26 protein-coding genes are annotated in these 25923 nt (G+C 72.7%); 18 read left to right on the forward strand and 8 right to left on the reverse strand.

From position 1 onward, the window contains the following. Window positions 1–32: 32 nt before the first annotated feature. Both J1M46_RS00905 and J1M46_RS00910 read left to right on the forward strand, forming a co-directional pair. Window positions 33–257 carry a type II toxin-antitoxin system Phd/YefM family antitoxin gene (locus J1M46_RS00905; RefSeq protein WP_206446115.1) on the forward strand — a complete coding sequence of 75 codons (225 nt, stop codon included), beginning with the start codon at window positions 33–35 and terminating at the stop codon, window positions 255–257. Continuing rightward, window positions 258–647: a PIN domain-containing protein gene (locus tag J1M46_RS00910; RefSeq protein WP_206446116.1), complete on the forward strand. Its 390-nt coding sequence runs from the start codon at window positions 258–260 to the stop codon at window positions 645–647. Here J1M46_RS00910 and J1M46_RS00915 read toward each other — a convergent pair. Both J1M46_RS00915 and J1M46_RS00920 read right to left on the reverse strand, forming a co-directional pair. After that, the gene (locus J1M46_RS00915) at window positions 533–2404 is read right to left on the reverse strand and encodes an ABC transporter ATP-binding protein (RefSeq protein WP_206446117.1); all 1872 of its coding nucleotides are present in this window, start codon (window positions 2402–2404) and stop codon (window positions 533–535) included. The genes J1M46_RS00910 and J1M46_RS00915 overlap by 115 nt on opposite strands. Next, window positions 2401–3528, reverse strand: coding sequence for a DUF1611 domain-containing protein (locus J1M46_RS00920; protein ID WP_206446118.1), 1128 nt, complete (start codon window positions 3526–3528; stop codon window positions 2401–2403). Before J1M46_RS00920 ends, J1M46_RS00915 begins: the two co-directional genes overlap by 4 nt. Before the next feature lie 162 nt (window positions 3529–3690). On the opposite strand from J1M46_RS00920, the gene J1M46_RS00925 reads away from it, so the two are divergent. From J1M46_RS00925 to J1M46_RS00985, 13 genes are all read left to right on the forward strand, one after another. Further along, entirely contained in the window at window positions 3691–4317 is a 627-nt protein-coding gene (locus tag J1M46_RS00925) for a hypothetical protein (RefSeq protein ID WP_206446119.1), read from the forward strand. Between the two features lie 206 nt (window positions 4318–4523). Beyond that, on the forward strand, window positions 4524–5738 hold the full coding sequence (locus J1M46_RS00930; protein ID WP_206446120.1) for a substrate-binding domain-containing protein: 1215 nt from the start codon (window positions 4524–4526) through the stop codon (window positions 5736–5738). Continuing rightward, the gene (locus J1M46_RS00935; RefSeq protein ID WP_206446121.1) at window positions 5738–6493 is read left to right on the forward strand and encodes an ABC transporter ATP-binding protein; all 756 of its coding nucleotides are present in this window, start codon (window positions 5738–5740) and stop codon (window positions 6491–6493) included. Before J1M46_RS00930 ends, J1M46_RS00935 begins: the two co-directional genes overlap by 1 nt. Next, window positions 6490–7197 (forward strand): ABC transporter ATP-binding protein, encoded by a 708-nt coding sequence (locus J1M46_RS00940; protein WP_206446122.1) that lies wholly within the window; start codon window positions 6490–6492, stop codon window positions 7195–7197. The genes J1M46_RS00935 and J1M46_RS00940 overlap by 4 nt, the downstream gene beginning before the upstream one ends. Further along, complete coding sequence (locus J1M46_RS00945; RefSeq protein WP_206446123.1) at window positions 7194–8069, forward strand: ABC transporter permease subunit; 876 nt, start codon at window positions 7194–7196, stop codon at window positions 8067–8069. Before J1M46_RS00940 ends, J1M46_RS00945 begins: the two co-directional genes overlap by 4 nt. A 9-nt stretch (window positions 8070–8078) precedes the next feature. Further along, entirely contained in the window at window positions 8079–9188 is a 1110-nt protein-coding gene (locus tag J1M46_RS00950) for a branched-chain amino acid ABC transporter permease (RefSeq protein ID WP_206446124.1), read from the forward strand. Between the two features lie 4 nt (window positions 9189–9192). Beyond that, window positions 9193–10794: a class I adenylate-forming enzyme family protein gene (locus J1M46_RS00955; RefSeq protein WP_206446125.1), complete on the forward strand. Its 1602-nt coding sequence runs from the start codon at window positions 9193–9195 to the stop codon at window positions 10792–10794. Further along, window positions 10791–11480 (forward strand): TetR/AcrR family transcriptional regulator, encoded by a 690-nt coding sequence (locus tag J1M46_RS00960; protein ID WP_206446126.1) that lies wholly within the window; start codon window positions 10791–10793, stop codon window positions 11478–11480. Before J1M46_RS00955 ends, J1M46_RS00960 begins: the two co-directional genes overlap by 4 nt. After that, the gene (locus J1M46_RS00965; RefSeq protein WP_206446127.1) at window positions 11477–12223 is read left to right on the forward strand and encodes a 3-hydroxybutyrate dehydrogenase; all 747 of its coding nucleotides are present in this window, start codon (window positions 11477–11479) and stop codon (window positions 12221–12223) included. The genes J1M46_RS00960 and J1M46_RS00965 overlap by 4 nt, the downstream gene beginning before the upstream one ends. Continuing rightward, window positions 12220–13134 carry an alpha/beta hydrolase gene (locus J1M46_RS00970; protein ID WP_241248967.1) on the forward strand — a complete coding sequence of 305 codons (915 nt, stop codon included), beginning with the start codon at window positions 12220–12222 and terminating at the stop codon, window positions 13132–13134. The genes J1M46_RS00965 and J1M46_RS00970 overlap by 4 nt, the downstream gene beginning before the upstream one ends. After that, window positions 13134–13919 (forward strand): CoA transferase subunit A, encoded by a 786-nt coding sequence (locus J1M46_RS00975; protein ID WP_206446129.1) that lies wholly within the window; start codon window positions 13134–13136, stop codon window positions 13917–13919. The genes J1M46_RS00970 and J1M46_RS00975 overlap by 1 nt, the downstream gene beginning before the upstream one ends. A gap of 1 nt (window position 13920) precedes the next feature. Then, the gene (locus tag J1M46_RS00980) at window positions 13921–14550 is read left to right on the forward strand and encodes a CoA transferase subunit B (RefSeq protein WP_206446130.1); all 630 of its coding nucleotides are present in this window, start codon (window positions 13921–13923) and stop codon (window positions 14548–14550) included. Next, window positions 14547–15602, forward strand: coding sequence for an alpha/beta hydrolase (locus J1M46_RS00985; protein ID WP_206446131.1), 1056 nt, complete (start codon window positions 14547–14549; stop codon window positions 15600–15602). The genes J1M46_RS00980 and J1M46_RS00985 overlap by 4 nt, the downstream gene beginning before the upstream one ends. Before the next feature lie 474 nt (window positions 15603–16076). On the opposite strand, the gene J1M46_RS00990 is transcribed toward J1M46_RS00985, so the two are convergent. The 4 genes from J1M46_RS00990 to J1M46_RS01005 form a co-directional block, all read right to left on the reverse strand. Next, window positions 16077–17000, reverse strand: a complete 924-nt coding sequence (locus tag J1M46_RS00990; RefSeq protein ID WP_206446132.1) for a glycine betaine ABC transporter substrate-binding protein — start codon at window positions 16998–17000, stop codon at window positions 16077–16079. 67 nt (window positions 17001–17067) lie between these two features. Next, window positions 17068–18027, reverse strand: a complete 960-nt coding sequence (locus J1M46_RS00995; protein WP_206446133.1) for an ABC transporter permease — start codon at window positions 18025–18027, stop codon at window positions 17068–17070. Continuing rightward, window positions 18017–19333, reverse strand: a complete 1317-nt coding sequence (locus J1M46_RS01000; protein WP_342384214.1) for a quaternary amine ABC transporter ATP-binding protein — start codon at window positions 19331–19333, stop codon at window positions 18017–18019. Before J1M46_RS01000 ends, J1M46_RS00995 begins: the two co-directional genes overlap by 11 nt. A 330-nt stretch (window positions 19334–19663) precedes the next feature. Next, window positions 19664–20302 carry an exonuclease domain-containing protein gene (locus J1M46_RS01005; protein ID WP_206446134.1) on the reverse strand — a complete coding sequence of 213 codons (639 nt, stop codon included), beginning with the start codon at window positions 20300–20302 and terminating at the stop codon, window positions 19664–19666. Between the two features lie 101 nt (window positions 20303–20403). On the opposite strand from J1M46_RS01005, the gene J1M46_RS01010 reads away from it, so the two are divergent. After that, window positions 20404–20766 (forward strand): SseB family protein, encoded by a 363-nt coding sequence (locus J1M46_RS01010; RefSeq protein WP_206446135.1) that lies wholly within the window; start codon window positions 20404–20406, stop codon window positions 20764–20766. 61 nt (window positions 20767–20827) lie between these two features. On the opposite strand, the gene J1M46_RS01015 is transcribed toward J1M46_RS01010, so the two are convergent. Continuing rightward, complete coding sequence (locus tag J1M46_RS01015) at window positions 20828–21301, reverse strand: DUF3515 family protein (protein WP_206446136.1); 474 nt, start codon at window positions 21299–21301, stop codon at window positions 20828–20830. Between the two features lie 71 nt (window positions 21302–21372). Between J1M46_RS01015 and thiL the strand changes: the two genes are divergently transcribed. Continuing rightward, entirely contained in the window at window positions 21373–22419 is a 1047-nt protein-coding gene (thiL, locus tag J1M46_RS01020) for a thiamine-phosphate kinase (RefSeq protein ID WP_206446137.1), read from the forward strand. A gap of 449 nt (window positions 22420–22868) precedes the next feature. Here thiL and rsmD read toward each other — a convergent pair whose 3' ends face one another. After that, on the reverse strand, window positions 22869–23441 hold the full coding sequence (gene rsmD, locus J1M46_RS01025; protein ID WP_206446138.1) for a 16S rRNA (guanine(966)-N(2))-methyltransferase RsmD: 573 nt from the start codon (window positions 23439–23441) through the stop codon (window positions 22869–22871). A gap of 101 nt (window positions 23442–23542) precedes the next feature. Here rsmD and J1M46_RS01030 point away from each other — a divergent pair, with 101 nt between their 5' ends. After that, window positions 23543–25894 (forward strand): helicase-related protein, encoded by a 2352-nt coding sequence (locus J1M46_RS01030; protein WP_206446139.1) that lies wholly within the window; start codon window positions 23543–23545, stop codon window positions 25892–25894. Window positions 25895–25923: the final 29 nt, after the last annotated feature.

Here is a 25923-nt window from a genome sequence, read left to right on the forward strand (position 1 = left end):
CAGCCTGGTCTGGTTGCCGCTAGCATGACGTCATGATGCAGGTCAACGTGCAGGACGCGAAGGCGCAGCTCTCGAAGCTGCTCGCTTCGGTCGAGCGCGGCGAAGAGGTGGTGATCGCCCGCAACGGTCGCCCGATCGCGCGTCTCGAGCCCATAGCGCCGCCTGCCCCGCGCGAGCTCGGCATCCTGTCGATGTCGATCCCCGACTCGTTCTTCGACGAGCTTCCCGAGGATGAGCTCGCGGTCTGGGAGCGTTGAGTGCGGCTCATCCTCGACACGCACGCGCTGCTGTGGGCGTTGACCGAGCCTGAGCGGCTGAGCCCGACCGCACGCGAAGGCATCGCTGACCGCGCGAACGAGCTCCTCGTGTCGGCCGTCTCCGCATGGGAGATCAGCACGAAGGTGCGCATCGGCAAGCTGCCGAACGTCCAGCCGCTCGTCGACAACTACAGTCGACTGGTGGCTCGGCTCGGCGCGACCGCGCTGCCGGTCGAGGAGCACCACGCGCTCTTCGCCGGCGCGCTCGACTGGAGTCACCGGGATCCGTTCGATCGAATGCTCGCAGCGCAAGCTGTGCTCGAGAACGCGCGACTCGTCACCCTCGACTCGGCATTCGGCGAGCTGGAGGCTGTGCGCAGCCTCTGGTGAGCGCTGGGTGTCTGCGGCTCGTTCCGCTGGGTGCGATCGACCTGCCGCCCGAACAGGCGCGCGGTCGGGCCGTCGCCGTGCAGCAGCGCGTGCGGCGGTCCGGCCTCCACGAGACGGCCCGCGTCCAGATGCCAGACGACGTCGGCGGATGCGACCATCTCGGCGTCGTGGGTGATCACGAGTGTCGTGCCGGCTCGGCCCCGCACCACCGCGCGCAGCGTCTCGCGGGTCTGCGCGTCGAGGTGCGCATCGGCCTCGTCGAGCACGAGGATGCGCGGGTCGCCCAGCATCGCGCGGGCGAGGGCCACGCGGGTGCGCTGGCCGGCGGAGAGCTGCCTGCCCGACTCGCCGACGTCGGTGCTCCAGCCCTGCTCCAGCCGCTCGGCGAGCGCGTCGACGCCGGTGATGGCGGCGATGCGGCCCACCTCGCTGTCGCTGATGCGGGGGTGGCGGTAGCGCACGTTGCGCTCGAGCGTGCCGCGCATGAGCGGCAGATCCGGGCCCACCACGCCGATCGCGCGGCGGGTGGAGCGCAGCCGCACCTCGCGCAGGTCGGCGCCGTCGAGCATGACCGCACCCGCCTCGGGGTCGACCAGCCGGGCGGCGACGCTGCCGAGCGTCGACTTGCCCGCGCCGTTGCCGCCCACCACGGCGACGGTCTGGCCGGCCTCTGCGCGGGCGGAGACGCCCGCGAGCCCGGGCGTGAGCGCGACGCCGCGCAGCTCGAGCACGCCGGGGCCCTCGGGCAGCTCCGGCAGCCCGCCGGGGTCGGGCAGCGGCTCGAGCTGCAGGAAGCGGATGGCCGCGGCGCGGGCGACGCCGGCGCGCGCGTGGTACTCGGCGACCCGACCCAGATCGCGCAGGTGGGTCGCGAGCATGCCGACGACCGTGAGCGCGCCGACGATCGCGGCGGGGGAGGTGTCGCCGAGCCGCACGTCGAGCGCGCCGGCGATCAGCACGGCGATGGTCGCCGCGCCGCCGGTCGCCTCGGCGACGCCGCGCGCGGTGCCGGCCGCACGCGCCTGCGCGACCATGGCGTCGGCGACGCGCGCACCCTTGCGGCCGATGCGCCGGTGCTCGCGGCGCTCCTGGCCGGATGCCTGCAGCACGCCGACGTTCGAGAGTCGCTCGGAGACCTCGCCGGTGAGCTGCGCCCGGCGGTTGCGCGCCGTGCGCGACGCATCCGCGAGGCTGACGCCGACCGCGATCGTGAACAGGGTGCCGGTCAGCAGCGCCAGCGCCACCGCCACGGTGAGCCGCGGGGCGATGGTCGCGAGCACCGCCAGCACGAGCGCGACCGCGACGCCGCTGACGGTCAATCGCGACAGGCCCAGGCTCACCCAGCTGCGCAGCGCCGAGAGGTCGCCGGCGAAGCGCAGCAGCAGCGAGCCGCTGGCCTTGCGGCCCAGCACGCAAGCGGGCACGCGGGTGAGGTGGGCGAACAGCTGCTGCCGCACCTCCTGCACGTAGTGCTGCCCCATCTTCTCGGCGACCGTGCGCTCTGCAGCGCGGCACAGGGCCGTGACCGCCACGGCGCCGCCCAGCAGCGCCACGATGCCGGCGATGCGCCGCCAGTCGGGGTCGTCGGCCGCATCGGGTGAGGCCCATGCGGTGACGATCAGCTCGAACGCGAGCTGCACGAGCAGCGCGAGCCCGATCGCGCCGAGCGCCTGCCCGACCCCGATGGCGACGAGCAGCGCGAAGGATCCGATCCTGCCGCGCGCGATCGGCAGCGGCAGCCGGGCGCCGCCGCTCATCGGTCGCGCTGCTCGCGGGCGGTGACGAGCACGCCCTTGGCGTGGGCGGCGTCGGCGAGCGTCTCGATGTCCCAGATGGGCGTCGTCGTCTGGCCGGCGAGCTCGCGGGTGGCGAGCGGCGAGGCCGTCAGCACGCCGGAGACCGCCAGCGGTGCGTGGCCGCGCGCCTCGAGCCAGCCGATGCCCGCGATGCCGCACAGCGCATCCGTCGCCGCGAACAGCACGGCGTCGACCTGCTCGGCGAAGGCCGGGTGCTCGACGAGCTCGCCCGTCTCTCGCTGGAAGACGCCGTCGGCGACCTCGACGGCGATCGCGGTGCAGCCATCGGCGCTCAGTCGCGCGATGCCGCGGCGCAGGATCTCGGCGACGGCCTCGACGCCGATCTCGGCGGTGGTGGCCCACCCGAAGTCGGTGAAGTCGTATGCGACGTGCGCGCCGTGGTCCTTGAACGACCAGATGTCGCCGCCCGAGCCGGTGCCGGTGACCTTGATGGCGCCGACCCGCTCGCCGGCGGCGGCGAGGCCCTGCACGAGCTTCGCCACCGTGGTGGTCTTGCCCGAGTTCATCGCCGCGCCCACGACGGCGACGACGGGCGGGCGGGGCGCGCGCGGCGCCTCGCCGATCGCGCCGTCGGCGACGTTCAGCACGCGGCCGTCGGCGTCGGCCAGCAGGCCGATGGGCAGCAGCTCGGTGGCGTCCTCCATGCGGGCGTGCTGCGCGACGACGCGACCGGCGATGCCGCCGCCGGCGACGAGGCTGAGCGGCTCGGCGAGCGTCTCGGGCACGACCGCCTCGAACTGGTCGGGGGCGTAGCGGTTCGAGATCGCGACGATGACCTGCTCGCCCTCGCGCATCGGCGCGCGGCGCCCCTCGGGCAGCTCGATGCGCTGGTGCTGGCCGATCTCGCCCACCTGGGCGAGCACCAGGTCGCCGTTCCGGGGCGCGAGGTCGAGCCGCACCTGCGCGGCGCGCTGCAGGTCGACCCGCCGCGTGGAGTACGCGCGCTTGACGCCGACCAGGTCGGCCGGCTCGATCGGGCGGACGAAGGGGGCGGATGCGCTGCGGCGCGCAGCGTCGTCGGCCGTGTGGTGGGTGCCGGGCCGGGTGGCGCTCGTGATGCTCATGATCTCTCCTCGTGTCGTCGTCGGAACGGGATCCATTCGAACGGTCGGGGATGAGCCTGCGATGGACGGGGGATGAGACGGCTCTCACGTGCCGCTGGACGGCGCCGCGATCGCCCGCGAGACTGGTGCCGCGGACGCGGTCGTCCGCACGAGGAGGCCCGGATGCGCTCGATGATGCCGATGCCCGGCAACCCGTGGCCGCACGACATGGCCATCTCGATCGAGAACCACAGCTCGCCCGTCGAGGAGCTGCTCTGGATCCGCGAGGCCTACGCGCTGCAGCCGGAGGGCGACGTGCCGCCGCTGCTGGTGCAGAAGCCGGAGCCCGCGGGGGAGCCCGAGGACGCGATCGCGTGGGAGTCGGCCTGGTCGGAGCTCTGGCCCGCGGCGATGCAGCATGCCGCAGGCGTCATCACGGGCGCGCAGATCGATGCGCTGATGCACACCGAGGACGCCTCGGACGAGCGGTTCGCGGCGCTGCTCGCGCTGCACGGGCCGAGCTGGCGCGACCGCTTCGGCGAGGCGGCGCTCGAGCGCGGCTACCTGGAGTGGAGCGGGCGGCGCTTCGACACGCTGAGCCGAGCGATGCGGCAACGGCTGCCGGACACGCCCGAGCACCGCTCGCTGCCCGCCCTCATCGCAGCGTGGGAGGCCGGGCTCACGAGGATCGTCACGATCCCGTGCCGCGGTGAGCACACGCGCGTGCTCAGCGGCTCGGCGCTGCTCGTGACGGAGCAGACGCGCGCCGAGCCCGAGGCCTACACGGCGGCGCTCAGCACCTTCTCCTGAGCGGGGCGCGCGGCCGGATCGGCGGCCGCGATGGTCACGATCCGGTCACGTTCGAGCGGCGGGTTTGACACGCATGTGCCCGCGGCACATGCTTGAACCTGAAACCTGAACCACCTGTCAGGTTCTTGACACCGTGAAGCCGCACGAGGGAGTGCTCGCCCAGCCGAGCCGCCCCTGACGGGGCTCGCACAGCTGAAAGGCAACTCATGCGCAGGACAACGAAGTTCGCCGGGGTCGGCATCGCCATCGCGGCGCTCGCCCTCACGGCGTGCGCTCCCACCACCGCGGGCCCCGACGCCTCCGAGCCGGCCGGCTCCGAGGGTGCGGCCGAGACGGTCACCGTCGACGTCGGCATGATCACCTCGATCACCGGCCCGCTCGCCGCCTACGGCGCCACCTACCAGCAGGGCTTCGAGGCAGGCCTCGACTACGCCACCGACGGCACCGGAGAGATCGACGGCATCGAGCTCAACATCGAGTGGCTCGACGACCAGGGCAACCCCGACACGGCCGTCAACCTCGCCAAGGACGTCATCGGCCAGGGCTTCCAGATCATCGGCGGCTCCGCGGCCTCCGGCGTCTCGCTGGCCGTCGCCGAGCAGGCAGCGCAGAACAACGTGCTGTTCCTCTCCGGCCCCGCCGCCGCCGACGCCATCACCGGCATCAACGAGCAGACCTTCCGCTCGGGCCGCCAGACGCTGCAGGATGTCGCGACCGCCGCGACCTTCCTCGAGAGCGTCGAGGGCTCGAACATCGTCGTCTTCGGCCAGGACAACGCGTTCGGCCAGGGCAACGTCGCCTCGGTCGAGGCAGTGCTCGGCGCCGAGGGCGCGACCGTCACGCCCATCCTCGTCCCTGAGGACGCCACCGAGTTCACGCCGTTCGCGCAGCAGATCGCCGCCGAGAGCCCCGACATGGTGTTCGTCGCCTGGGCTGGCGCCACCACCGGCGCGATGTGGGAGGCGCTCGCGCAGCAGCAGGTGCTCGAGTCGACGACCGTCGTCACTGGCCTCGCCGACCGCGCGTCGTACCAGGCGTACGGACCGGGCTCGGGCGACATCCAGTTCCTGAACCACTACTTCCCGGGCGCGACTGACAATGAGGCCGCGCAGGCGATGGACGCCTACCTCGAGGAGAACGGCTACGAGGCCGACCTCTTCACGCCGGACGGCTTCGTCGGCGCGCAGATGCTCGTGCGCGCCATCACCGAGGGCACCGGCGACATCGACGCGATGATCGCGGCGCTCGAGGGCTGGACCTTCGAGTCGGTCAAGGGCGAGCTCACCATCCGCGCCGAGGACCACGCGGTCATCCAGCCCATGTTCCAGGTCTCGCTCGTCGACCAGGACGGCGAGTGGGTGCCGGAGCTCGTCGAGATCGCCGACGCCGAGGCCGTCGCACCCCCGGTCGCGGCCGAGTGATGGCAGACCGACCCGCGCTCGCGCTGCACAGCGTCGGCCTCCAGATCGGCGGCGCGCGCATCCTGCACGACGTCTCGATCGAGGTCGCGACCGGAGAGATGATCGGGGTCATCGGCCCCAACGGCGCCGGGAAGACGACGCTGTTCAACATCATCTCCGGCGTCCTCATCCCCACGAGCGGCACCGTGTCGCTCGCGGGCGAGGACGTCACCCGGCGCAAGGTGCACCAGCGGGCACGGGTCGGTCTCGGCCGCACGTTCCAGACCTCCAGCGTCTTCGCCGGCCTCACCGCCGGCGAGAACGCGCGCCTCGCGGCGCAGTCGAAGCTCGGGGGAGCGACCAGCCCCTGGAAGTTCCCCCGGGCCGACGACGAGGCCGCCGGCATCGCCCAGCGCTGCCTCGACGAGGTGGGCCTCGCCCACCACATCGACAGCGAGGCGGGCGTGCTCTCGCACGGCGACAAGCGCAAGCTCGAGATCGCCATGCTGCTGGCCACCGAACCCGAGGTGGTGCTGCTCGACGAGCCCATGGCGGGCGTCGGCTCGGGCGACGTGCCGGGCCTGGTCGAGGTGATCCGCCGCCTGCACGCCTCCGGGCGCACCGTGCTGATGGTCGAGCACCATATGGAGGTGCTGCTCGGCCTCGTCGACCGCGTCGCGGTCATGCACCACGGCGAGATGCTCGCGATCGACACCCCCAAGGCCGTCATGGCCAACCCCGCAGTGCAGAAGGCCTACCTCGGAGAGACCGTATGACCGCCATCCTCACCGTGCGCGGCCTCAGCGCGCGGATCGCCGGCCAGCAGGTCGTCGAGGACGCCTCCTTCGACGTCGCCGAGCACGGCGTCACCGCGTTGCTGGGCCGCAACGGCGTCGGCAAGTCGTCGACCATCAAGGCGCTGCTGGGCCTGTACGAGCGAACGGGCGAAGTGACCTTCGACGGCACCCGCATCGACAAGCTCATGACCCACCGCATCGTGCAGCAGGGCATCGCCTACGTGCCGGAGGATCGCGAGGTCTTCAGCCAGCTCACCGTCGAGGAGAACCTCCGCCTCGCCGAGCGCGACGGCGCCCCCAACCGGGCCATCGTCGCCGAGCTCTTCCCCGAGCTCATCGAGCGCGCCAAGCAGCAGGCCGGCACGCTCTCGGGCGGCCAGCAGCAGATGGTCTCGCTCTCGCGCGCACTCATGAATCAGAATCGGCTGCTGCTCGTCGACGAGCCGACCAAGGGACTCGCGCCGCTGATCGTCGGCACCGTGACCAAGGCCCTCGAGGCCGCCGCCGAGCGCACCCCGATGCTGCTCGTCGAGCAGAACCTGCAGGTGGTGCGCGACCTCGCGCACACCGTCATCGTCCTCTCCGGCGGCCGGGTGGTCCACACGGGCCCCGCCGCCGAGTTCCTCGACTCCGACCTCGTGCACCGGCACCTCGGCGTCTCGACCGACGAGGAGGCGGCGTGAGCATCATCATCCTGCTGCTCATCACCGGCGTGGGCCTCGGCGCCCTCTACTTCCTGGTGGCGAGCGGGCTCTCGCTCATCTACGGCCTGATGGGCGTGCTGAACTTCGCGCACGGCTCGTTCCTGACCATCGCGGGCTTCATCGGCTGGGAGGTCGGCCGCAGGGTCGGCGACGGCACCTGGGCCGGCCTGCTGATCGGCATGCTCGTGGGCGTCGTCGTGGGCGCCGTGGTGGCGGCCCTCACCGAGCTGGTCTTCATCCGGCCGCTCTACAACCGCCACATCGAGCAGGTGCTCGTCACCGTCGGCCTCGGCCTGGCATCGGTTGCCCTGTTCGAGGGCATCTGGGGCACCGACCCGATCCAGATCCGGCTGCCGGGGTGGCTCGGTGAGACCACGAACGTGCTGGGCGCCAACATCCCGAACGACCGCTGGCTGCTCATCGGCGCCGCCATCGCCGTGCTGCTGCTGATCGTGCTGTTCCTGCAGCGCACCAGCTACGGCCTCGTCATCCGCGCAGGCGTCGAGAACCGCACCATGGTGACCGCGCTCGGCATCGACGTGCGCCGGGCCTTCACGATCGTCTTCGCCATCGGCGGTGCCGCAGCCGGCCTCGGCGGCGTCCTCGCCTCCGTCTACTACGGCCAGGTGTCGGCGCACCAGGGCACCTCGCTGCTCATCTTCGCCTTCATCGTCACCGTCATCGGCGGCCTCGGCTCCCTCACCGGTGCGGCCATCGCATCCGTGCTCGTGGCCGTCATCCAGCAGTTCGCGAACTTCTACGGCGGCTGGGGCGACTTCGCGGTCGTGCTCGCCCTCGCGCTCGTGCTGCTGTTCCGACCGACCGGCCTCATGGGCAAGGTCAAGCACTAGGAGATGACGATGCGCACCTTCTTCACGTCCCTCTGGGGCAAGCTCGCCATCGGCGGCGTCATCGTCGTCGTCGCCGCGATCCTGCCGCTGCTCAACATCCACATCCCGGGCGTGCTGCCCGGCCCGACCTACACGGCCGGCGCGATGTCGATGCTCGCCTACGCGTTCCTCATCGCGGCGCTCGCGCTCAGCTACCACCTCATCTTCGGCGTCGCGGGGATGCTCTCGTTCGGCCACGCGATGTTCTTCGCCGCCGGCGCGTACGGGCTGGCCATCCTGCTGGGGCTGCTGGCGCCCAGCGGCATGCCGCCGACGGTGGTCTTCCTCATCGCGATCGTGCTCACGCTCGTGCTGGCGCTCGTGCTCGGCGGCCTGGTCGGCGCGCTCGCGCTGCGGGTGACCGGCATCTCGTTCGCCATGGTGACGCTCGCCTTCGCGCAGGCCGCGAACGTGCTGATCCGCCGCAACACCGGCGGCCTCACCGGCGGTGAGGAGGGCGTGCGCATCACCACCGAGGTGGTGCCCGAGTTCTTCGTCGGCGTCGTGAACACCCGCAACCTGTACTGGCTGGCGCTGGGCATCCTGGTGCTCGTCTACCTCGCCTGCCTGTGGGTCGAGCGCTCGCGGCTCGGCCACGTGGTCGCCGCCTCGCGCGAGAACGAGCTGCGCGTGACGGTGCTGGGCCTGCGGCCCTACCAGGTGCGCCTGTTCGTGTTCGTCGCCGCAGCGGTGCTCGGCTCCGTCGCCGGCATGGGCTTCATGCTGCTGCAGTCGGGCGCCACGCCCCGCATCTCGACGGCCGACTTCACGCTCACGCTGCTCGTGATCGTCGTGCTCGGCGGCGTCGGCTACCGCTGGGGGGCGATCGTCGGCGGCATCGTCTACACGATCCTCGACCAGCGGCTGGCCGACCTGGCCTCCGCCGCCTGGATCCACGACCTGCCCGACGTGCTGCGCATCCCGCTCTCCGAGCCGCTGTTCATCCTCGGCATGCTCTTCGTGCTCGTGGTGATGTTCGCCCCCGGCGGCATCGTCGGCCTCAGCCACCGCATCACGAGGCGGCGCGGCGGCAAGCAGGACGCCGCACAGCCCGAGGCGCTGCAGGACGTGGAAGCCTAGGGCGATGGCAGCCGAAGCGACGACGCCGGGCGGGCCCACCCCCGGCGGGCAGAACCCCGGTGCGCTCACCCCCGGTGCGCTGACACCGGGCGTGCTGACCCCGGGCGCGCTCACCCTGGGCCGCTGGAGCGCCGACCGCGCCGCGATCGACCCGGCTCGGCCAGCGATCGTCGACCGCGGCGTCACCGTCTCCTACGGCGAGCTCGAGGCGCGCGCCAGCGCGCTCGCGCACGCGCTCGGCGAGGCCGGTCACGGCCGCGGCGCCCGCATCGCGACCATCACCGGCTCGACCGCCGACCAGGTCGTGCTGCTGTTCGCCTGCGCGAAGGCCGGCGCGATGCTCGTGCCGCTGTCGTGGCGGCTCACGGCAGGCGAGCTCGCCGCCCAGCTGGCCATCGCCGACCCCTCGCTGCTGCTGGTCGAGGACGACCACCTGCCCGTCGCCGAGGCCGCGCTGACGCGCCTGGGCGAGCACCGCATCCGCACCACCACCCTCGGTGCCGCGGGCGTCGAGGCACAGGTGCCGGATGCGTCGGCCCACCTCGGTCACGGCGTGCCGGCCGACGACGATGGCCTGCTCATGCTCTTCACCTCCGGCACCACGAGCGCGCCGAAGGCGGTCGTGCTCAGCCACGCGAACTGCGCCTGGAACAACCTGGCGCTCTCGCGCGCCACGCCGCTCACGCCCGACGACGTCGTGCTGCAGGTGCTGCCGCAGCACCACGTGGCGGGCTGGAACATCCAGCCGCTGCTGGCCTGGTGGGTGGGGGCGCGCGTCGTGCTCGAGCGCACCTTCGACGCCGGCCGTGCGCTCGCGCTGGTCGAGCGGCACCGCGTGACCGCCACCATGGGCGTGCCCACCACCTACCGGGCGCTCATCCAGCACCCCGACTTCGTCGCGCGCGACCTCACCAGCATCCGCACCGCCATCGTCGGCGGCGGCATGCTCGACCCGCGCGCGGCCGAGCAGCTGGCGCAGCAGGGCGTGCGCGTGCAGCAGGGCTACGGCCTCACCGAGGCCGCGCCCAACGTCACCCTCTGCCGCGACGAGTCGGACGCCGGCACCGTCGGCCGCGCCTACCCGCACGTCGACCTCGCGCTGCTCATCGACGGCGGGGTCGAGCACGGGCCCGGCACCGGCGAGCTGCTGGTGCGCGGGCCGGCGGTCTTCCAGGGGTACTTCCGCGACCCCGAGGCGACCGCCGCCACGCATCACGGGCCGTGGCTGCGCACCGGTGACCTGGTCGCGCGCGACGCGGCCGGACGCATCCGCATCGTCGACCGCGTGAAGGACATCGTGCGATCGGGCAGCGAATCGATCGCGCCGATCGAGGTCGAGCTGGCGCTGCTCGAGCACCCGGGCGTGGCCGACGTCGCCGTCGCGGGCGTGCCGAGCGAGCGCTGGGGCGAGGAGCTGGTCGCCTGGCTGGTGCTGGCCGAGCCCGTCGACGAGGCGGCGCTGGCCGAGCACCTCGACGGCCGCCTCGCCGACTTCAAGCACCCCAAGCAGTACATCGTGGTCGACGCCATCCCGCGCACGACCAGCGGCAAGCCGTTGCGCCGTGCGCTGACGGCCGCCTACACGCAGGAGAGGGCCGACGCATGACTGCCGAGCCGAGGACGAAGCGCGGCGAGCTGACCAAGGCGAAGCTGCTGGCGGCCGCCGAGGAGGTCTTCGCCGAGCAGGGCTACCAGGCCGCGTCGATCTCGCGCATCACCGAGCGCGCGCGGGTCGCCCAGGGCACCTTCTACCTGTACTTCGCGTCGAAGCTCGACCTGTTCGAGCAGCTCGTCGAGGATCTCAACCGGCGCGTGCGCGCGGCCATGAGCGACGGCGCGGCGCGCGGCTCCAACCGCGCGGAGGCCGAGCGCGAGGGCTTCCGCGGCTTCTTCGCCTTCACCGCCGAGCACCCGGCGCTCTACCGCGTCGTGCGCGAGGCCGAGCACGTGGCGCCGGGCGCCATGCGCAACCACTACGAGCGCATCGTCGAGGGCTACATCGAGGGCCTCACCCGCGCGAAGGCCGCCGGCGAGATCGCCGACATCGACCCCGAGGTCGCGGCCTGGGCGCTGATGGGCGTCGGCGAGATGATCGGCATGCGCTACGTGCTCTGGCCGACGGGGGAGGACGGGCCCTACGGCACCGGCGCCACCACCGTGCCAGAGCCCGTGTTCGACGAGATGGTCGCCTTCGTGCAGCGCGCGCTCGGCACCGTCCCCCCGCACCACACCGTCGCCGACCCGGCGACCGACGACGTCGCCACCGCGACACTGACCAAGGAGGACGCATGAGCACGCTCGCAGGACGCAGGGCTGTCATCACCGGCGGCGCCGCCGGCATCGGCGCGGCGATCGCCCGCTCGTTCGCCGCGGAGGGCGCCGAGGTGGTCATCGCCGACCGCGACGGTGCCGCCGCGCAGGCGCTCGCGAGCGAGCTCGGCGGCGAGGCGTGGGAGGTCGACTTCCTCGACACCGCGGCGCTCGAGTCGCTCGAGCTGCGCGCCGACATCCTGGTGAACAATGCCGGCATCCAGCGCGTCGCGCCCATCGACCAGTACGAGCCCGAGATGTGGCGCCGCATCCACACACTCATGCTCGAGGCGCCGTTCCTGCTCATCCGCGCGGCGCTGCCGGGCATGTACGAGCGCGGCTTCGGGCGCGTCATCAACCTCTCGAGCGTGCACGGCCTGCGCGCATCCGCCTTCAAGTCCGCCTACGTCGCCGCCAAGCACGGCCTCGAGGGCCTCTCGAAGGTGACGGCGCTCGAGGGCGCCGAGCATGGCGTCACCTCCAACTGCATCAACCCCGGCTATGTGAAGACCGCGCTGGTGGAGGCGCAGATCGCCGACCAGGCGGCCACCCACGGCATCCCCGAGAGCGAGGTGCTCGAGAAGGTCATGCTCACCGAGGCGGCCATCAAGCGCCTGGTCGAGCCCGAGGAGGTCGCCTCGCTCGCGACCTGGCTCGCCGGCCCGCACGCCGGCATGGTCACCGGCACCTCGTACGTCATGGACGGCGGATGGAGCGCCCGATGACCAGCTCAGCGAACGAGACGCCGCTGCGACTGCCCGTCGACGGCGGCGAGCTCGTCGGCACCCTGTGGCGAGCGGATGCGTCGGGCACGCCCGTCGTCGCCATCCACGGGATCACGGCCAACCACCGGTCGTTCGCGCCGCTTGCGGCTCGCCTGGACTCGCCCGTGCTCGGGCTCGACCTGCGCGGCCGCGGCGGCTCCCGGGCGCTGCCCGGCCCCTACGGCCTCGCGCAGCACGCGGAGGACGTCGCGGCGGCCATGCGCGCCGCCGGCATCGCGCGGGCGGTCGTCGTCGGCCACTCGATGGGCGCCTACGTGGCGGTGCGCCTCGCCCGCGCGCACCCCCAGCTGGTCGAATCGCTCGTGCTGGTCGACGGCGGCCTGCCGCTGCGGCCCGCGCCCGCCGGCAGCGAGCTGGCGCCGGAGGACGTGCTGGGCCCGGCCATCGAGCGGCTGCGGATGACCTTCGAGTCGCCGGCCGCCTACCGCGACTTCTGGTGCCGGCACCCGGCCTTCGGCCCCTACTGGGGCTCGGCGATCGAGGAGTACGTCGACTACGACCTGACGCTCGTCGACGGCGTGCTGCGACCCTCCGCGAACCCGGAAGCGGTGATCGCGAACCTCGTCGAGCTCGACGGCCGCGACGGCTACGCCGAGGCGCTGCTGGCGCTCGAGCAGCCGGCGGAGCTGCTGCGCAGCCCGCGCGGCCTCTTCGACGAGACCCCGGGCCTCTACGATGATCAGTGGCTGGCGACGTGGACGTCCCAGCTGCCTGCGCTCTCCGTCACCGACGTCGAGCACACGAACCACTACACGATCCTGATGGGTGCGGGGGTGGATGCGGTGGCCGAAGCGGTCGCGCGCGCCACCGACGCCCCACGGGCCCACGCAGTGCAGAAGGAGACACGCTGATGATCGACAAGACGTATGCGTCCGCAGCGGAGGCGGTCGCAGACATCCCGGACGGCGCGACCATCGCCGTCGGAGGCTTCGGCCTCTCTGGCAACCCGATGGCGCTCATCAAGGCGATCGAGGCGCTCGGCGTGACCGGCCTCAAGGTGGTCTCGAACAACTGCGGCGTCGACGACTGGGGCCTCGGCCTGCTGCTGCGCGGCGGCCAGATCGACAAGATGACCTCCTCCTACGTGGGCGAGAACAAGGAGTTCGAGCGCCGCTACCTGACGGGCGAGCTCGAGCTCGAACTGACGCCGCAGGGCACGCTGGCCGAGAAGCTGCGCGCCGGCGGCTCGGGCATCGGCGCCTTCTACACCCGCGCCGGCGTCGGCACGCAGGTGCAGGAGGGAGGCCTGCCCCAGCGCTACAACGCCGACGGCACCGTCGCGAAGGGCTCGGCCCCGAAGCCCACCGCGACCTTCGACGTCGACGGCGAGCCGAAGGAGTTCGTGCTCGAGGAGGCCATCACCACCGACTTCTCGCTCGTGCACGCGCTGCGCGGCGACCGCCACGGCAACCTGGTCTTCAACAAGGCCGCCCGGCAGTTCTCGCCGCCCGCGGCGATGGCCGGCCGCATCTGCATCGCGCAGGTGGAGGAGCTCGTCGAGCCGGGCGAGATCGACCCGGATGCGGTGCACCTGCCGGGCGTGTTCGTGCACCGGATCATCGAGGTCGGCAGCGACATCGAGAAGCGCATCGAGCGCCGCACGGTGTCTGAGGAATCCACGAGCGAGGAGAGCTGAGATGGCACTGACCCGCAATGAGATGGCCGCCCGCGCAGCGCTGGAGCTCGAGGACGGCATGTACGTCAACCTCGGCATCGGGCTGCCCACGCTGGTGCCGAACTACGTGCCTGCAGACGTGACCGTCGTGCTGCAGAGTGAGAACGGCATCCTCGGTGTCGGTCCCTACCCGACCGAGGCGAACGTCGACCCGGATCTCATCAACGCCGGCAAGGAGACCGTCACGACGCTGCCGGGCACGTCGTTCTTCGACTCGGCCACGTCGTTCGCGATGATCCGCGGCGGCAAGATCGATGCCGCCATCCTGGGCGCCATGCAGGTCTCGGCCGGCGGCGACATCGCCAACTGGATGATCCCCGGCAAGATGGTGAAGGGCCCCGGCGGCGCGATGGACCTCGTGCACGGCGCCCGCCACGTGATCGTGCTGATGGAGCACGTCGCGAAGGACGGCTCGGCGAAGATCGTGAACGCCTGCTCGCTGCCGCTGACCGGCAAGGCTGTCGTCGACCGCATCGTCACCGACCTGGCCGTGCTCGACGTCACGCCCGAGGGCCTGAAGCTCGTCGAGCTCGCGCCGGGCGTCACGCTCGAGGAAGTGCGCGAGAAGACCGAGCCAGAGATCCTGGCATGACGACGATCCTGGACGGCATCGAGGCGCAGGTCGTCCAGACCGACCGCCTCACCGCATCCGTCCTGCGACGCACGCCCGAGGGCGCCACCGGCGCCCCGGTCGTGCTGATCCACGGCAACGTGTCGTCGTCGCTGTTCTGGCAGCCGCTGATGCTGGCGCTGCCGCGGCCGACGATCGCGATCGACCTGCGCGGCTTCGGCGACAGCGAGACGCTGCCGGTCGACGCCACGCGAGGGCTGCGCGACTTCTCGGACGACGTCGCGGCGGTGCTGGATGCCTTGGGTGTCGCGGGTGCGCACGTGGTCGGCTGGTCGATGGGCGGCGGCGTCGTGATGCAGCTGCTGCTCGACCGGCCCGACCTGGTGCGCTCGCTGACCCTGCAGGCGCCGGTGCCACCGCAGGGCTTCGGCACCCGGCTCGACGGCTCGCTCTGCACGCCGGATGCGGCGGGCACGGGCGGCGGGGGAGCCAACGCCGACTTCGTCGCGCGGCTCGCCGCCGGCGACACCTCGGCGGGCGAGCAGACCAGCCCGCGCTCGGTCTACCGCGCGAGCTACGTCGCGCCGGGGTTCAGCGACGAGCACGAGGACCTCTGGGTCGAGTCGATGCTGTCGACGAAGACCGGCGAGGACAACCACCCCGGCGACGGGGTCGCCTCCGATTCGTGGCCCGGCTTCGCCGCCGGCGACCGCGGCATCCTCAACACGATGTCGGCGAAGCACCTCGACCTGACGGGCATCGTCGACGCGGCGGAGAAGCCGGCGATCCTCTGGGTGCGCGGCGCGCACGACGCGATCGTCGGCGACGAGTCGTTCTTCGACTTCCACACGCTCGGCAAGCACGGCATCGTGCCCGGCTGGCCGGGGGAGGAGGCCGCGCCGCCGCAGCAGATGATCGCGCAGACGCGCGCGGTGCTCGAGCAGTACGCGGCGAACGGCGGCGCCTACGAGGAGGTCGTCTTCGAGCACGCCGGCCACTCGCCGCACCTGGAGGACCCGGCTCGCTTCCAGCAGCTGCTGCTCGCGCACGCAGAGGCCGCTGAGCGGTCGTAGGCACCGCCATCCCGGGCCGGTCGCCCCGCGCCGCCGGCACGCCCCGCGCCGCTGGCACGCCCCGCGCCGCTGGCACGCCCCGCGCCGCTGGGACGCCCCGCGCCGCTGGGCGGCCCGCGCCGCTGGCACGCCCCGCGCCGCTGGGCGGCCCGCGCCGCTGGGCGGCCCGCGCCGCTGGGACGCCCCGCGCCGCTGGGACGCCCCGCGCCGCTGGGCGGCGGGCCAACAAGGCCGACCGCGGGCACGATCCCGCTGGACCGCGCGACAGCGGGAGCACTCATCTCTCCCGGACCTCTTGCGGATCGCAGGACCCGTCCGAACGGGACCTGCAGTCCGCAACGGGTCCAGCGCTGCTTCCGCATCCGCCGCAACGGGTCCTCGGATCTCGACGGGGTCCAGCGCAGCGCCGGGGATGTCGCGCGAAAGGGCCCCGCACGCATTGCTGCGTACGGGGCCCAGAGCGATGCGTCGTGCCTACTCGACGGGGTCGATGCCCTCGGCCAGGCCGTCGACGTACTCCTGGTTCTCGCCGATCCAGGTGGCGACGACCTCGGGGTAGTCGCTGGCCTCGGCGTCGCTGTTGAACATCGCGTTCTCGAGCGAGAAGAGCAGCTCCGAGTCCATCCGGAAGTTCCTCAGCGCCTCGGAGACCTGCGGGAAGTCCTCCTCGATGCCGGTGCGGGCGATCGTGTGGATCTCCTCGGCGGTGCCGAGCGTGCCCTCGGGGTCCTCGAGGTCGCGGATGGGGAACTCGTCATAGGCCCAGTGCGGGCGCCACAGCGTCACGACGATGTTCTCGCCGGCGTCGATCGCCGAGCTGAGCTCAGCGAGCATCGCGGGCGTCGAGGAGGTGATGTACTCCATGCCGTCGAGGCCGTAGGTCGGGATGACCGCGTCCTGCGTGGCAGCGGTGAGGCCCGCGCCCGGCTCGATACCGACGATGCGGTTGCCGAATGCGTCAGCGTTCTCGGCGAGCTCGTCGATCGAGGTGATCGGGGCGTCCTCGTTGACCGCGAACGTGAGCACGGCGTCGTCGTTCCAGGAGCCGAGGTCGACCAGGTCGTCGCCGAACTCCTCCATGTACGAGGCGTGCGTGGTCGGCAGCCAGCCGTCGAGCGCGAGGTCGTAGTCGCCGCTGGCGACACCGGCGAAGACGGGGCCCGCGTCGGCGTACTCGAGCTCGACGTCATAGCCCTTCTCCTCGAGGATGGCCTCCCACAGGAAGGAGGCGGCCTCGCCCTCGGGCCAGCCGTTGAAGACGCCGATCGTGACCTCGGTCTGCTGCTCGGCCGCGCCGCCCTCGGGGGCCTCCGGGTCGTCACCGGCTGCCGAGCAGCCGGCGAGCGCCAGCGCGCCGACGGCGGCGATCGCCGTACCGCGGATGATTCGCTTGTTCATGGTGTGTGTCCTCTCTCGTTTCGTATCGTGTGTCTCAGACGCGACCGCTGGGGCAGGCGCGTCAGTCTCAGCGGCCCCCGGTGGCGGCTGCTTCGGTCTCTGCGGGCGCCGGGGCGACCATGCCGCGTTCGGCTCCGGCCGGCCGCGGCGCGTCAGCGCTGGATCGGCGGGCTCGCAGCTTCGCGACGGGGCTGTGGTCCTGCAGGCTGCCGAGGGCGTTCGTGACGCGGTCGAGGAAGATCGCCAGGATCACGACCGACAGGCCAGCCTCGGAGCCCAGCCCGATGTCGATGCGCTGCAGCGACTGCACGATCGGCTGGCCGAGGCCACCCGCCCCTACCATGGCGGCGATGACGACCATCGACAGCGACAGCATGATGATCTGGTTGACGCCGGTCATGATCGTCGGCAGCGCGAGCGGCAGCTGGATCTGCCGCAGGATGCGTCCGGGCGAGGCGCCGAACGCGGTGCCCGCCTCGACGATCTCGCGGTTCACGCCGCGGATGCCGAGCTCTGTCAGCCGCACGCCAGGGGCCATCGCGAAGGCGATGGTGGCGATGATGCCGGGCACCACGCCGACGTTGAACAGGATGATCGCGGGGATCAGGTAGACGAACGCGGGCATCGTCTGCAAGAAGTCGAGCACCGGCCGCACGATCGTCGAGACCGTGTCGTTGCGCGCGGCCCAGATGCCGAGCGGGATCGCCAGCAGCAGCGCGAAGAACGCGGCCACGATCGTCAGCGCGAGCGTCGCCATCGCGTTGTCCCACTGGTTCACGAGCACGATCACGAACAGCCCGACGATCGTGCCGACCGCCATCTTCCAGCCGCGCACGACGAAGGCGATCGCCGCGAGCACGAGGATGAGCACCAGCTCGGGCGGCTCGACCAGGACGTACTCGATGGCGTCGTAGATGCCGGTGATGATCGATTTGACGAGGTCGAACAGGATGGCCAGGTTGGCCGTGATCCAGTCGACACCGGCCTCGACCCAGTCGCCGAGGGGAAGTCGGAGGTCATCGAACATCGGACACCTCCGTGTCGTCGAGGGTCTGCGTCACGAGCTGGGGATCCATCGCGGGCGGGATGTCGACGATGCTGAACTCGGCCGTGTCGGTGGAGACGTTGCCGAGCGCGGCGAGCAGCAGCACGCGCGGCACGATGCCGAGCAGCCGGTCGTCGTCGCCGACCACCGCGATCGGCAGACCGCTCGAGATCGCGAGCTCCGGCAGATCCGCGAGGCTCGTGCCGGGGCTGACCGTCGGCACGCTCGCGTCGACGAGCTTGCCGAGGTCGTGCTCGCCCTTCTGGATCGCGCGGAGCACCTCGCGATCCTTGACGGCGCCGAGCACGATGCGGCCAGGCCCGGTGACGAGCAGGCCGGAGATCTGCATGTCGCGCATGGTCTTCAGCGCACCTCGCGGGCCCATCGTGACCGGCACGGCTGCGGCGGGAGGCTCCATCACGCTCGCCGCGGTGAGCACGCGGGTGCGGTCGACGTCCTGCACGAACTGGGCCACGTAGTCGTTGGCCGGGTCGGTGAGGATGTCCTCGGGTGTGCCGATCTGCACGATGCGACCGTCGCGCATGACCGCGATGCGGTCGCCGAGGAACATCGCCTCGTTGAGGTCGTGCGTGATGAAGACGATGGTCTTGCCGAGCTCGGCCTGCAGCTCGACCAGCTGCTCCTGCATCTCACGGCGGATGAGCGGGTCGAGTGCGCTGAAGGCTTCATCCATGAGCAGCACGGGGGTGTCGGCGCAGAGCGCGCGGGCGATGCCGACGCGCTGCTGCATGCCGCCGGAGAGCTCGCTCGGCAGTCGGTGCTCCCAGCCGGAGAGGCCGACGCGCTCGACCACGGTGCGCGCGAGCTCGAGGCGCTTCGAGCGCTCGACCCCCTGGATCTCGAGGCCGTACGCGACGTTGTCGAGCACCGTGCGGTGGGGGAGCAGGGCGAAGTGCTGGAACACCATCGACACCTGCGAGCGTCGCACCGCGCGCAGCCGCTTCGGCTCGATGCCGGTGACCTGCTCGCCCTGGATGTCGACCGAGCCGGCCGTGGCGTCGAGCAGGCCGTTCAGCATGCGGATGAGCGTCGACTTGCCCGAGCCGGAGAGGCCCATGACGACGAAGATCTCGCCGCGCTTGACCTCGAAGGAGGCGTCGATCACCGCGGCGGTGCCGAGCTTGGCCACCTCATCGCGGGTGGCGCCCTGCGCCAGCCGCTCGGCCGCCTCTCGTCCGCGCCGGCCGAACACCTTGGTGAGGTGCTCGACCCGTACGACGATGTCATCGCCGATGGGCTGATCGCCGTTCGCGCTGGGTTCGCTCACGTTCGCTCCTGTCGCCCCGGTCAGGGGCTCTCAGTCGTGGACGGGTGCAGCCGCGCATGCGGTCGTTCGTCTACCGTTCTCGCACGAGTCACCTCGCTCGCGAAGCGGCACCATACGCTCGCCGACGGGTCCGTCGACGGTCGCGTCCTAGTGGGGACGGCCAGCCGTATCTGCTGAACGCCTCGTCAAGGGTACCCATAGCCACAACCTGCGATTTGGATTGCCGCGACCGAGATCCCCGAGCATCCGCGGAATCACGCGGATACTGCGCGTGGTGAACGCTGCGATTGTAACGCTTTCGTTATGGCCTGGGGCACAATCGCGCCGGGATCACTGCCACCAGGGCCGTTCGCGCTGCGCCGCCCGGCGGCGCGACTCGAGCTCCTGCATCTGCTCGTGGCGCTCGCCGATCTCGTGCACGGCCGAGAGGCAGCGCTGCACGAGCGCGTCGAGATCGTCGCACTCGTGGCGCCTCGCGGCACCGATGATGATGGCCGCGCACGCCTCCGCATCGCCGGCCGCATCATGGTGCTGGAAGTCGTCGAAGCCCGCCGCCAGCGCCGCCACCGGCAGCCGGTACGACTCGAGCACGAAGGTCTTGCGTGCGATGCGCAGCGAATCCGTCCAGCGCATGTCGGGCACCGGCAGGCGCGCCGCCTTGGCCGCCGCGCGCATGACGCCCTTGTCGAAGCCGGCGTTGTGCGCGACGTAGACATCGTCGCCGCCGAAGTCGAGGATGCGCTGCTGGGTCTCGGCCCAGTCCGGGGCGCCGAGCACCTGGTGCGCCTGGATGCCGTGGATCTTGACGTTCCACTCCCAGAACTCGTCGTACGGCGCGGTCGGCCGGATGAGTGTCGAGAAGCGGTCGACGACCATCCCGTCGCGCACCTTCACCATCCCCACCGCGCACGCGGAGGCGGCGTTGCCGTTGGCGGTCTCGAAATCGATCGCGGTGAAGTCGAGTGCCATGGTGACCATCTTCACAGAGCCCGCCCACACGGCTGACCGGCCCCGGGCATCCGCTCGCCGTCGTCTGCGAGCCCAGCGCCGCGTCTGCCAGCATTGGGGGCATGGCAAACCCCACACTCGAGGCCCTGCACGAGATCGACCCCGCCGACCACGCCGCGGCGTGGGCGATCGTGCGCGAGGCAGAGCTGGTGGTGCCGGCGGTGGTCGAGAACCCGCGCGACCCGGGCTCGGGCAAGTTCCTGGTGCTGCCGCACAAGGACATGCAGCTGGTGGTCGCGTTCACGGCCGCCACGCGCATCGGCGGCTTCGCGACGCGCACGCGCAGCCACCTGAAGCTCACCGGTGCCGAGCTCGCGGCGGGCATCCCGGCGGGGCACGCGATCGTGCTCGACCCCGGTCACGACGACGGCCGGGTGTTCCTGCCGGAGGTCATCGCCGGCGACGCGGCGCAGCCGGAGGCGTAGGGCGCTCGACTCGTGCGGCGCCAAGGTCGAGAGGCAGCTCAGCCGCGGCGCGCGGGTGATCTCAGGTGCAGGCGCCGACGAGCTCGGTGCGGTCGACCGCCTTCGAGACGGCCTCGAGCGCGGTCGCAGCGGTGACGACGCTGGTGTCGACGACCACCTCGGTCGCGGGGGAGCGGCCGTAGGAGACGAAGGTCCAGACGTTCTCCTCCTGCGCGACCTCGAGCCAGTCGACGGTGCCATCGGAGGTCAGCTCGATGCTGATGCAGCGCTCGGTCGAGGGCGCGGGCACGGGCACGCCGCAGCGCAGCGCGATCGCACTCGGATCGCCCCACGCGGAGGAGCCCTGGCTGGTCGTGTCGCGCTGCTCGAGCGGCACCGGCAGGCTGTCGTCGCCGATCTGCGGGGGCAGCCTCACCATCACCTCGGCGCAGCCGGGGTCGCTCGCCTCCTCGGCGGGCGGCAGCGAGATGGGGCGGGCGCAGCCGCTGAGGGCCAGCAGCGCGATGGCCGCGGCGGCGAGGGGGAGCAGACGCACCCCTCGAGCCTACCGACGCGATCGCGCTGCTTCGGCCGACCGCGGGCCGGCGATGCGGCTACCGTTGCCCCATGGACGACGCCGCGCCCCAGGATCCGACGCTGCACGAGGCCGGCGAGCTCGAAGCGCTGCGCCGCTTCCTGCCGCTGCTGCCGGCCGGCGACGTCACCGACATCGGCCCGGGCGACGACGCCGCGGTGGTGCGCGCACCGGACGGCCGCTTCGTCGTCACCACCGACACGATGCTCGAGGGCGCCGACTTCCGGCTCGGCTGGTCGAGCTGGCACGACCTGGGCTGGAAGGCCGTCGCCACCAACCTCATCGACGTCGCCGCGATGGGCGCCCGCCCCACCTCGCTCGTGGTGGCGCTCGCGGTCGCGCCCTCGACGCGCGTGTCGGCGCTCGAGGCCTTCGCGCGCGGCCTCGCCGACGCCATCGCGGCCATGGCCCCCGGCTGCGGCGTGGTCGGCGGCGACCTGGGCACGGCGCCCCACGCGACCATCGCCGTCACCGCCTTCGGCGATCTCGAGGGCCGCTCGCCGGTGCTGCGCTCGGGTGCGAAGACGACGGATGCGGTGTGGTGCGCAGGCGGTCTCGGCCTGGCCGCGACGGGGTTGCGTCACCTCTTCGCGCAGGCCCAGGACGAGGCGGCGATGCCCTTCGCCGCTGCCGCCGAGCGGCTCCGTGCCGGAGCGCACGGCCGCGCCGTCGCCGCGCAGCTCGCGCCGGTCACGCCGATCGCGGCGGGTACGCTGCTGGCCGACCTGGGCGCGACGGCGATGCTCGACGTCTCCGACGGTCTCGCGCTCGACGCCGCCAGGGTGGCCCGCGCATCCGGAGTGCGCATCGCGCTCGAGCGCTCCGGCGTGGAGGCCGCAGCGGCGGAGGCGCTCGCGATGGGCGCTCCGCTCGAGGCGGCGCTGCACGGCGGCGAGGATCACGCGCTGCTGTTCACGCTGCCGCAGGGCGCCCGGCCGCCCGTCGAGCTCGCCGGCCACGCCGTGCACCGGCTCGGCCGCGTCGAGGCGCTGGCCGACGGCGAGCAGCCCGGCGTCACCCTCGATGCCGCGCCGCTGGAGCCGCGCGGCTGGGACCCGTACCGCGCGGTGGAGCGCTGAAGCGGAGACCCTTCCGGGTCTCCGCCGCGACCCCAGCGCCGAGGTCCGTCTCGGGCCTCGGACATCCGCCTGACGCCGCCCGCGGCGCGCCCCCGCGGGCGCCGCGCCGTGCTCTCTCTTTGCGCCGCGCCGCGCACACCCGGCGCCGCGCGCTTCGCGCTCGCCGCGCGCCGCGCGCACACCCGGCGCCGCGCTCTTCGCGCTCGCCGCGCGCCGCGCGCACACCCGGCGCCGCGCTCTTCGCGCTCGCCGCGCGCCGCGCGCACACCCGGCGCCGCGCTCTTCGCGCTCACCCGGCGCCGCGCTCTTCGCGCTCGCCCGCGACCGGTACGGTATGGTCGCTTCCGTCCGGGAATTGCGACCAAGTAGTACCGCTCCTCGGCAACCCCGGCGGCCTCCGCGGCCCGGGAACCAGGCAACCCCGGCGGCCCGAGCCACATCCCCGCGACTCAGTGGTCGGCGAAGGCGCCCGTGGTCGTCAGGTAGTGCAGCGTCGTGTCGCCGTAGTCGCGCGTGCGCTCCACCTCGAGATCGCCCGGCGGCTCGAGCGGCCCCGCCCGCCGCGCCCGCTCGACGACGACGGTCGCCGGGTGCGACAGCAGCGGCGCCAGGTCGATCAGCACCGCCGTGAGCTCGCCGTCGGGCTGGTCGTACGGCGGATCGATGAACACCAGATCGAAGCTGCGCCCCGACCGCTGCAGGAACGGCGTCACGGCCACCTGCTCGACCAGCGCCCGCGTCGCGCCCGCCTTCGCGACCGTCTCCGCGTTGCGGATCGCCACCTTCGCCGCCGCCCGATCGCGCTCGACCAGCACCACCGACTCGGCACCGCGGCTGGCCGCCTCGAGCCCGAGCGCGCCCGATCCGGCGAACAGGTCGAGCACCCGCGCCCCGTCGCACAGGCTGCGGGCGTCGAGCGCGCTGAAGATCGCCTCGCGCACCCGCTCCGAGGTCGGCCGCGTGCCCCGCACGGGCACGTGCAGGCGGGCGCCGCCAGCGAGGCCTCCGATGATGCGCGTCATGGCGACATCTTCGCGCATGCCGCCGACGCGCGGCTCCCAGTCGTGCACAGGACGGGGGTGGATGCGCGACGCGCGTCAGCCGCGCGCCCTACCCTGAGAGCGTGGCGAAGAAGGATGCGAGCGGCACGGCGCTGCCCGACGGCTTCGAGCGGCCGCTCGAGCGCGTGCTGGGCAAGGCCGCCTCCGGCAAGCTCGAGCGCGCCTTCGGCATGACCACCCTCGGCGACCTGGTGTGGCACCTGCCGCGCCGCTACGCCAAGCGCGGCGAGCTGACCGAGTTGGCGAGCCTGGTGCCCGGCGAGCACGTCACCGTGGTCGCGAAGGTGCGCACGGTCGAGACGCGGGTGCTGCAGCGCGACGCGAAGGGCCGGCCGCGCACCCTCACCACCATCACGATCACCGATGGCGCCTCGAGCCTCGATCTGGCGTTCTTCAACCAGGCGTTCCGCGGCGAGCAGCTGCATCAGGGCGTGACGGCGCTGTTCTCGGGCACGGTCGGCATCTACAAGGATCGCCGGCAGCTGGCGCACCCCGACTTCGAGCTCTTCGACGAGGAGGCCGGCGTCGACGCCGAGCAGTGGGCGAACCAGCCCGTGCCCATCTATCCCGCCACCTCCGGCCTCGCCACCACGAAGATCCAGAAGCTCGTCGCGCAGGGCCTCGATGCGCTCGGCGAGGTCGACGACCCGGTGCCGGCAGAGACGCGGCTCGAGCACAAGCTCATGCCGCTCACCGAGGCGCTGCGCATGGCGCACGCGCCGCAGAGCGAGCAGGACGCCTACCGCGCCCGCCACACGCTCGCCTGGCAGGAGGCGTTCCTGCTGCAGACCTACCTGCTGGCCACCCGCGACTGGTTCGACACCCTCCCGACCGCGCCGAGGCATCCGGGCCCTCTCCTGCAGCGCTTCGACGCCGCCCTGCCGTGGCAGCTCACCGACGACCAGCAGGCAGCGGGCGAGGCGATCGCCGCCGATCTCGCCAGCGGCACCGCCATGCACCGGCTCGTGCAGGGCGAGGTGGGCTCGGGCAAGACGGTCGTCGCCACCCGCGCCATGCTCACGGTCGCCGAGTCGGGTGGGCAGGCGGCGCTGCTGGCGCCCACCGAGGTGCTCGCGATGCAGCACCTGCGCTCCATCACCCGCTCGCTCGGGCCCGACCTCGCCGCCGAGCTGCAGCCGACCCTGCTCACCGGCCAGATGCCCGCCGGCGAGCGCAAGAGGGCCATGCTGCGCATCGCGGCCGGCCAGGCGCGCATCGTCGTCGGCACGCATGCGCTGCTGAGCGAGAAGACCACCTTCGCCGAGCTCGCGCTCGTGATCATCGACGAGCAGCACCGCTTCGGCGTCGCCCAGCGCGAGGCGCTGCGCGCGAAGGGCCTCCACCCGCACACGCTGGTGCTGACCGCCACGCCCATCCCGCGCACCATCGCGATGACCGCCTTCGGCGACCTCGACGTCTCGACGATCCGCTCGCTGCCGGCCGGCCGCAGCCCCATCCAGACCTTCGTCGTCGACCGCGCCGCGCAGCCGCAGGTCTTCGGCCGCCTCTGGCAGCGCATGCACGAGGAGGTCGAGGCCGGCCGCCAGGCCTTCGTCGTCTGCCCCGCCATCTCGCCCGGCACGCTCGAGGGCATCGACGTGCACGCCACGGGCGCCACGGGTGCGGGCGCGGCCGGCGGTGCGGGTGCGGGCGCGACTGGCCGTGCGGGTGCGGGCGCGGCCGGCGGCGCGGGTGCGGGCGCGGCCGGCGGCGCGGGTGCGGGCGCGACCGGCGGTGCCGAGTCCGCTGCGACCGGCGGCACGGGGGCGGATGCGTCGGCCGACGCCGCGTCGTCGGCGCCGGTCGACGACGTGACCACCACCCTCGAGCAGCTGCGGCGGCAATCGGCGATCGCCGGCCACCGCATCGCGCCGCTGCACGGCGGCATGACGACCGACGACAAGGACCGCACGATGCGCGCGTTCCGCGACCGCGAGATCGACGTGCTGGTGGCGACCACCGTCATCGAGGTGGGCGTGGACGTGCCGAACGCCACCATGATGGCGGTGCTCTCGGCAGACCGCTTCGGCGTCTCGCAGCTGCACCAGCTGCGCGGCCGCGTCGGCCGCGGCGAGCACGCGGGGCTGTGCATGCTGGTCACCTCCGTCGACGAGCTGAGCGATGCCCGCGCGCGGCTCGACGCGGTCGCCGGCACGCTCGACGGCTTCGCGCTGGCGGAGGTCGACCTCGAGCAGCGCGGCGAGGGCGATGTGCTCGGCCTCGTGCAGTCGGGCAGCCGCAGCGGCCTGAAGGTGCTGCGGGTCGCCCGCGACGGCGCGATCATCGACGCCGCCCGCGCGGCCGCGCGCCAGGTGCTCGACGACGACCCGAGGCTCGAGCGCCACCGGGCGCTGCGCCTGGCGGTGCACGGCCGCCTCGACCCCGACGCCCGCGCGGCCCTGGTCACCGCGTAGCCGCCACGCTCTCGCCCTCGCCCTCCGCC

The sequence above is a fragment of the Agrococcus sp. KRD186 genome (assembly GCF_017168255.1).
Lineage (GTDB): Bacteria > Actinomycetota > Actinomycetes > Actinomycetales > Microbacteriaceae > Agrococcus.

Coding starts and splice junctions, on each gene's coding strand:
- J1M46_RS00970 (WP_241248967.1), top strand. CDS start 12,220: ATGACCAGCTCAGCGAACGAGACGCCGCTGCGACTGCCCGTCGACGGC.
- J1M46_RS00930 (WP_206446120.1), top strand. CDS start 4,524: ATGCGCAGGACAACGAAGTTCGCCGGGGTCGGCATCGCCATCGCGGCG.
- J1M46_RS00950 (WP_206446124.1), top strand. CDS start 8,079: ATGCGCACCTTCTTCACGTCCCTCTGGGGCAAGCTCGCCATCGGCGGC.
- J1M46_RS01010 (WP_206446135.1), top strand. CDS start 20,404: ATGGCAAACCCCACACTCGAGGCCCTGCACGAGATCGACCCCGCCGAC.
- rsmD (WP_206446138.1), bottom strand. CDS start 23,441: ATGACGCGCATCATCGGAGGCCTCGCTGGCGGCGCCCGCCTGCACGTG.
- J1M46_RS01005 (WP_206446134.1), bottom strand. CDS start 20,302: ATGGCACTCGACTTCACCGCGATCGATTTCGAGACCGCCAACGGCAAC.
- J1M46_RS00960 (WP_206446126.1), top strand. CDS start 10,791: ATGACTGCCGAGCCGAGGACGAAGCGCGGCGAGCTGACCAAGGCGAAG.
- J1M46_RS00940 (WP_206446122.1), top strand. CDS start 6,490: ATGACCGCCATCCTCACCGTGCGCGGCCTCAGCGCGCGGATCGCCGGC.
- thiL (WP_206446137.1), top strand. CDS start 21,373: ATGGACGACGCCGCGCCCCAGGATCCGACGCTGCACGAGGCCGGCGAG.
- J1M46_RS00995 (WP_206446133.1), bottom strand. CDS start 18,027: ATGTTCGATGACCTCCGACTTCCCCTCGGCGACTGGGTCGAGGCCGGT.
- J1M46_RS00980 (WP_206446130.1), top strand. CDS start 13,921: ATGGCACTGACCCGCAATGAGATGGCCGCCCGCGCAGCGCTGGAGCTC.
- J1M46_RS00915 (WP_206446117.1), bottom strand. CDS start 2,404: ATGAGCGGCGGCGCCCGGCTGCCGCTGCCGATCGCGCGCGGCAGGATC.
- J1M46_RS00955 (WP_206446125.1), top strand. CDS start 9,193: ATGGCAGCCGAAGCGACGACGCCGGGCGGGCCCACCCCCGGCGGGCAG.
- J1M46_RS00965 (WP_206446127.1), top strand. CDS start 11,477: ATGAGCACGCTCGCAGGACGCAGGGCTGTCATCACCGGCGGCGCCGCC.
- J1M46_RS00935 (WP_206446121.1), top strand. CDS start 5,738: ATGGCAGACCGACCCGCGCTCGCGCTGCACAGCGTCGGCCTCCAGATC.
- J1M46_RS00985 (WP_206446131.1), top strand. CDS start 14,547: ATGACGACGATCCTGGACGGCATCGAGGCGCAGGTCGTCCAGACCGAC.
- J1M46_RS00920 (WP_206446118.1), bottom strand. CDS start 3,528: ATGAGCATCACGAGCGCCACCCGGCCCGGCACCCACCACACGGCCGAC.
- J1M46_RS00990 (WP_206446132.1), bottom strand. CDS start 17,000: ATGAACAAGCGAATCATCCGCGGTACGGCGATCGCCGCCGTCGGCGCG.
- J1M46_RS00905 (WP_206446115.1), top strand. CDS start 33: ATGATGCAGGTCAACGTGCAGGACGCGAAGGCGCAGCTCTCGAAGCTG.
- J1M46_RS00975 (WP_206446129.1), top strand. CDS start 13,134: ATGATCGACAAGACGTATGCGTCCGCAGCGGAGGCGGTCGCAGACATC.
- J1M46_RS00925 (WP_206446119.1), top strand. CDS start 3,691: ATGCGCTCGATGATGCCGATGCCCGGCAACCCGTGGCCGCACGACATG.